At 65.9% G+C, this 6684-nt stretch carries 6 protein-coding genes; 2 read left to right on the forward strand and 4 right to left on the reverse strand.

What is annotated here, in order from left to right; translation table 11 throughout:
* Nucleotides 1–274: PhzF family phenazine biosynthesis protein (locus VK519_RS02120; protein WP_324347209.1), on the forward strand; the 274-nt coding region annotated here is incomplete at its 5' end.
* Between the two features lie 281 nt (nt 275–555).
* Here the strand turns inward: VK519_RS02120 and VK519_RS02125 are convergent.
* The 4 genes from VK519_RS02125 to fabV form a co-directional block, all read right to left on the reverse strand.
* Nucleotides 556–984 carry an H-NS histone family protein gene (locus tag VK519_RS02125; protein ID WP_324347211.1) on the reverse strand — a complete coding sequence of 143 codons (429 nt, stop codon included), beginning with the start codon at nt 982–984 and terminating at the stop codon, nt 556–558.
* Nucleotides 985–1048: 64 nt separating this feature from the next.
* Nucleotides 1049–1603: an energy transducer TonB gene (locus VK519_RS02130; RefSeq protein ID WP_324347212.1), complete on the reverse strand. Its 555-nt coding sequence runs from the start codon at nt 1601–1603 to the stop codon at nt 1049–1051.
* A 54-nt stretch (nt 1604–1657) separates the two neighbouring features.
* Nucleotides 1658–4399, reverse strand: a complete 2742-nt coding sequence (locus VK519_RS02135) for a family 78 glycoside hydrolase catalytic domain (RefSeq protein WP_324347214.1) — start codon at nt 4397–4399, stop codon at nt 1658–1660.
* The gene (gene fabV, locus VK519_RS02140; protein WP_324347216.1) at nt 4396–5601 is read right to left on the reverse strand and encodes an enoyl-ACP reductase FabV; all 1206 of its coding nucleotides are present in this window, start codon (nt 5599–5601) and stop codon (nt 4396–4398) included. The genes VK519_RS02135 and fabV overlap by 4 nt, the downstream gene beginning before the upstream one ends.
* A gap of 180 nt (nt 5602–5781) precedes the next feature.
* Here fabV and VK519_RS02145 point away from each other — a divergent pair.
* Nucleotides 5782–6684, forward strand: a 903-nt coding sequence (locus tag VK519_RS02145; protein WP_324347218.1) for a GAF domain-containing protein, incomplete at its 3' end; no start/stop codon positions are given.

Consider the following 6684-nt stretch of genomic DNA (forward strand, 5'->3'; position numbering starts at 1 on the left):
CGGCGTGGTAGCGCGTTGGGGTGGCGAGGCGGACTTCGAAGTCCGCGCCTTCATCCCCGGCGACGGCATGCCGGAGGATCCAGTCACCGGCAGCCTCAATGCCGGCATCGCACAGTGGCTGATCGGCGCCGACATCGCACCATCGCGCTATGTGGCAAGCCAGGGCACGGTGCTGGGCCGTGCCGGCCGCGTGCACGTGCAGCAGGAAGGCAACGACATCTGGGTAGGCGGTGACGTGGTGACCTGCATCGAAGGCGGCCTCACGTTGCCGTGAGGAGAGCCGGCAGGGCGCAGTGGTGACGCTCCTGGCTGCGGCGACCCTCGGGGAAGGGAGGCCGCTACGCGGCCGTGTCTGATGGCTGCGCCCCCATCGGGACGGGCTTCGGCCGGGGGTTTTCGATTCGCCATCCTGGCTCAGCGAAAACGGCCGGCCGTCCATGGCCGGCCCCCTGCGGGCCTGATCCGCCGAAGCCCTTCGCCTTCGCACGGAGCGTCACCACTGCGCCCCGCCGGCTCCCGCGACCACGCCCGCGCGACGAGGCTGATGCCCTCGGTTCACGCGCGCTTGCGGGTGGCTTTCTTCGCGGCGGACTTCCGTGGCGCGGCCTTCTTTGCCGTGGTGGTCTTCGCCGTCGCCGGTGCACGCGCCGGATCGATCAACAGGGTTTCGGCGGTGACGCCGCGCTTGCGTATCGCTTCGATGAACCAGTTGGGCTTCTTGCCGAAGCCTGTCCAGGTTTGTGCCGGATTGGCCGGATTGCGGTAACGCGCTACGCCTGCGCCGGCACGTTTGGATTTCTTCGTGCGCGTGCCCAGGGCGGGGAACACTTCGGAAAGCTCAAGGCCTTCGGCCTTGATCATGCCCTCGATGGTTTTGCGCAACGCCTTGACCTGCTGGCTACGGGCGCCTTCCACGCGGGATTTAGCATCGGCGATGAGGGCGTGCAGTTCCTTGGGGGAGAGAGCGTCGAGCTTGAGGGCCATGCGGTTTTATCCTATATGCCAGCGGGAAGCCCAAGCATAAGCGATTCCGCCTGTATCGGACCTATCACTTGGCTGCGGCGGCCTGGCGTATGGCCAGTGCCCGTGCCTCATCCTCGGCGGTTACCAGTTTCCGCTGCGCATCGAGCTTGGCGCCCAGGATCAGCAGTACGTAGTTATCCGGATCGTATTCGCGCAGCAGGGTGATTTCGCGCTGGGCCTCGTCCAGGTCCTTGTCAAGGATCGCGCGGTCGATCTGGTCGGACGCCTGCGGGAAGGATTCGCGCAGGGCCTCCTGCGCCGTGGCATTGGTCTTGTCCAGGTCAAGCACGCTCATGTAGTACTCAAAAGCGTTGTTGCCCTGGGGGGCGATCAACCGGTTTTCACGGATCGAGGTACGCGCCAGGCCCAGCAGGATGGCCGTGGGCGAGTCATCGTTGTCGGAAGCGCCGCTGCTGGGCGCCTGGGCGGTGGTCGCGCTGGACGTATCCGTGGTGGCCGCAGCATGGTGCCGACGCCAGGCTACGCCACCGATCACGGCAGCCACGAAAAGTAGGCCACCGGCAAGGAGCGCGCGTGGCAACGGGCGTTTGGAGGCGACGATCATGGTACCTGCTTGCATGGCTTCTGCCGCGCGAATGCCGCGGGCAGGGGGAGTGCGCACGCTAGCCGGTGATTATTGCAATGATGTTGCCGGCATCGAAAAGTCGTAGTGGCCTGAGTCCACGGTGACGCATGCACCGGGCCCACAGGCCTTGCCGACATGGACCCCGTCGGCCTTTTCCAGTGTCGTGCCCGATTCGCTTACTCCGCGCAGGTTGCCCGTGGGCAACCGCACGAGTGCGGCGGCTCCGACGGGCACATCCACCTTCAGTTCAATCTGCGAGCCACGGCGCTGCCACGACACCGCGGCATCGCCGTAAGGCGTCAGCACGCTGCCGCGCGCGTGGTCGAGAAAGCCGGTGAAGAGCGGTGCTACCTCGATGCGTCGCCAGCCAGGTTCCAGCGGGCGCAACCCGGCCACGTCGCCGAATAGCCAGTCGTCCGCGGTGCCTAGGAAATAATGACCCCATGAACGCGACGCCGCCTTCCAGTGCTCCCATAGGCTCGTCGCGCCCTGTGCGCGCCAGAAGCCCCAGCTGGGGAAGGTCACCTGGGTGGCCACGGCGTAGGCCTCGGCCTGGTGGCCGGTATGGCTTAGCACCGGCAGGATGATCTTGGTGGCCAGTGCGCCGGTATCCAGGTGGTTGCCGCGGGCGCGGACATCGTTCGCCAGTTTCGCGGCGATCAAACCGCGATCGGCTTCCGGTGCAAGACCGAAGTCCAGGGCGAAGAGATTGTGGGCCTGGCGATAACCCTGGTCACCCTGGCCTCGGTAGACATGGGCATGGGTGTCGTAGAACGCCTGGTTGAACGCCTTGCGAACGTTGTCGGCCATGCGGCGGAAGCGGGCGGCATCGACGTCCTTGCCAAGCACGTGCTCGGTGTCGGCCATGGTCCTGGCCATCTTGTAGAGATAGGCGGTGGCGGCGACGCGTTTGTCCTCGGGGGCGTTCTCGCCGTCCGGGTCGGTTTCCGGGCTAACCCAGTCGCCGAGTTCCGTCGTGGCAATGCCACCGGGCGAGCGCGCATATTCGAGATTCACATAGGCCGCCATACCGGGTTCATGATCGGCAAGCACGCGGCGGTCGCCATCGTGCAGGTACAGCGACCAGGGCACGAGGATGTACGCCGCATGCCAGGGCGGCGCACGAACGTCGCCCCAGCCGGGGTTGGGGGCGATAAGCAAGGGGGCGCCGTCCGAGTTGCGTGCGTCGCTGATGTCATCGACCCACTTGGCCAGGAGGGTGCCGGCGTCGAGATTGCGCAGCATCATGTCCGCGCCCACCATCGCATCACCCGTCCAGCCGTTCTTCTCGTACATCGGGGTATCGGTGGGGATTCCCTGCAGGTTATTGAGCACGGTGTCCACGGCCGCGCGATGGATCCAGTTGAGCAGATCATTCGCGCTGTCGAACGATGATGTCTCGGCAACGTCCGAATGCACCACCTGTGCGGTGACGGCATCGTGCGCGGGCGCTCCGCCGGGCCAGCCATTCATCTGCACGTAGCGGAATCCCTTGTACGAGAATTTCGCATGCCAGCTTTCTTCACCCCTGCCCGACAGGGTGAAGCGGTCGGTCTGGAAACCTTCCTTGAAATAGTGGTGGCGATCCCGGACGTCCACGCTGCCATCGGGAAGCAGTTTCTCGCCGTAACTGGCGACGATGGTGTCGCCAGCGCGGCCTTTTGCTTCGAACGTCGCCCAGCCGGCGATCACGCGCGGGAAGCGGAACACGTAAACGCCGGGCTTCGGCTGCGTTACTTCGTCGGCCGCGAGCGTGGCCGCTACGGTGATCGGTGGCTGCGGCTGGGAAACCAGGCGCCCCCGTGGCGCTGGAACGAGCGATGCCGCACGCCACGCGGAGTCGTCGAAGCCGGTGGTGTCGAATCCCGGTTGTGCGCGGCGCCCGTCATAGGTTTCGCCACCGTAGAGATCATCGAGCAGGGTGGGGCCGTCGATCAGCTTCCAGTCATCGCCGGTGACGATGTCCTGGTGGTGCCCGTTGGCGTAGTCGATGGCAAGCCTGGCACGCACGCGCGGTTCGCCGTGCCACGGCGCCCTTTCCCAGTGCCAGACATCGGGATTGGTCAGGCCATAGAAGCCGCGGCCGAGCTCCATGCCCAGCACGTGCGGGCCGGCAGCCTGCAGGGCGGTGGTGAGATTGGTGGCCACGTATTGCACGCGCTTGTCGTAGTCGGTGAAACCGGGCGACAGCACGGCAGGGGCGACGGGTTTTCCATCGAGCGTGACATCGGCATAACCGCCAGCAGCCACGTAGAGCGTGGCCCTCGCCACGCCGCCGTCGACGGTGAACGGCCGTCGAAGCAGTGGCGCGGCGCGCGTGCCGCCATCGCCCTTGCCGATCCAGCGTGCGCCCGCCCAGGCGGTCTCGTCGGTAAGGCCGGTGGCGAAGCTTGCCGTGCGCGCGACGTGACCTGCGCTGGTGTCGACCTCAACCTTCCAGAAATAACGCGTGGCCGGCCGCAAGGCCGGGCCCGTGTAGGCATGGCCGAACGGTTCGGGCGAAGCCACGCGGCCGCTGTCCCAGACATCCGGTGTGCCTGCATCGAGCAAGTCGGAAGATTTGGCCAATGTGATGCGCCAGGTGCGTTGTGTCGCGCCACGGCGGTTGCTTTGTACCTGCCAGCTAAAGCGAGGTTGCGCCGCATCGATCGCCAACGCCATGTCCAGGCCCTCCACGCGAAGACGCGAAAGCGTGGCGCCGGCTTCCTGCGGATCGGCACGGGTCGACGAGACGCTTGCCACCGCGAGGATGATGGCAAGCGGTATCGCCCGTGTCCGGCGCCCGATCAAAGCGCGATGCAGTCGAACTCAGGATCGGGCTTGACGTCGGCTTCGTAGTTCACGTCGGGGCGCGCGAAACCGAACAGATGCAGGAAGCCGATCTTGTAGCCACGGTAATCGGTGGTATCGAAGAGGTTTTCGGTCGTGACACCGTCCCACTGGGCCGTGCACTCGCGCTGCACGTCATCGCGCAATTCCCAGTCGTCCAGGCGCAGGCGGCCCTCGTCGTCCACGTCCGGCACCGCGCCGTCGGTGCGGTAGAGGCGGTCGCGGAACAGGCGGTTGGTCTGTTCGATGGTGCCCTCGTGCAGCCCCTTTTCCTTCATGATCTTGAAGACAAGGGATACGTATAGCGGGATCACCGGGATCGCGGCGCTGGCCTGGGTCACCACCGATTTCATTACCGCCACCTGGGCCACCACGCCATGGTCGGACAAGCGCTGGGTAAGCTGGTGCGCGGTGTCGTCCAGGTGCTGTTTGGCCTGGCCGATCGAGCCGTGCCAGTAGATCGGCCAGGTGATCCGAGTGCCGATGTAGCTATAGGCCACGGTGCGGGCGTTCTTCGCCAGCACGCCGGCGCTGGCGAGAGCGTCCATCCACAGGGCCCAATCTTCGCCGCCCATCACGGTGACCGTGTCCTTCACTTCCTGCTCGGTGGCCGGTTCCACCGCTACCTTGATGATCGCGTCCTTGTTGGTGTCGATCGAGGTGGCCTGGTACGGCTGGCCGATCGGCTTGAGCGCCGAACGAACCAGTTCGCCGGTATCGGGCAATTTGCGCACCGGCGAGGCCAGGGAATAAACCACAAGGTCCACCTCGCCGCCCATCTCGGCCTTGATGATCTCGATGGCGCGGGCACGGGCCTCGTTGGAGAACGCATCGCCATTGATGGATCTGGCCCAGAGGCCTGCCTCATGGGCCAGGCGCTCGAAGGCGGCGGAGTTGTACCAGCCGGCCGTGCCGGTCTTGCTGTCCGTGGCAGGTTTTTCGAAGAAAACGCCGAGGGTCGCGGCGCCAAAGCCGAAGGCCGCGGTGATCCGCGAGGCCAGGCCATAGCCGGTGGAAGCGCCGATCACCAGCACGCGCTTGGGACCATCGGCGCGGACGCCCTGGATGCGGGTGGCTTCGATCTGGTCGATGACGTTTTTCTCGCAGCCAACCGGGTGGGCGGTGGTGCAGATGAAGCCACGGACTTTCGGGTTGATGACCACGCGCTTTGATCCTGTCTTTGCGGAACGGGCATTTTAGCGGCAAGGCGCCCAGGGCCGGGTACGCGGGCGTATGTTGGGCCAGGCGGGGCGAAGGGGCGGCCGCGTGAACGGCAAGACGGATTTTCCACGCCAATTCTGCTAATCATGCGCCGAGCATCCCTCCGGCTCCCCTTCGCTGCCATGACCCGATCGGCCCCCTTACCGTCCAACGAAAGCCGACGCATTGCACGGCTGCACGAACTTGCCGTCCTGGATACCGGATCCGAGCCTCTGTTCGACGCGCTGGCCAGGGCTGCTGCCCTGGTCGCCGGGACCCCGATCGGCATGGTGACCCTGGTCGATACTCACCGGCAGTGGTTCAAGGCCAACCATGGCCTTCCCGGTGTCAGCGAGACCCCGCGGGAAGTGGCCTTCTGCGCCCATACCATCCTTGAAGACGGCTTGCTGGAAATTCCCGACGCGCGGGCCGACGATCGTTTCGCCGGCAATCCCATGGTCACCGGTTCCCCCGACATCCGTTTCTATGCAGGTGCGCCCATCAGCCTGCATGATGGGCTGCGGATGGGCGCGCTGTGCGTGATCGACCGCGAACCGCGCCACCTCGACGACCGCCAGCGCGCCATTCTCAACGAACTGGCCCAGGCGGTGTCCGAGGCACTGGACCAGCGAGCACTGGTCATCGACCGCAACGCAGCGCTGCAGCGCGAAGCCGATGCCGGTGAGCGGCTGGCCCAGATCATCGACGGTACCTCGGCCGGGATCTGGCGCTGGAACGTGCAAACCGGCGAGCTGGAACTGGACGGGCGCTGGGTGGACATCATCGGTTACCCGCCGGTGGAGATGGCGCCATACACCACCATCAGCCTGCCCACGCTTAGCGGACCGTCCGCCTGGCAGCGGCTGGTGGAGCGTGCCCGGCGCCTGGCCGCTTCTGCCAATGACGACTTCGATGCGGAGCTCAAGCTGCGACACAAGGACGGCCACGACGTATGGGCACTGTTCCGCGGCCGCATCACCAGCCTCGGACTCGGTGGCCAACCGCACTGGATCCAGGGCACCGCGATCGACATCACCGCGCGCAAG

The organism is Pinirhizobacter sp. (assembly GCF_035317885.1).
Taxonomy (GTDB): Bacteria; Pseudomonadota; Gammaproteobacteria; order Xanthomonadales; family Rhodanobacteraceae; genus Pinirhizobacter.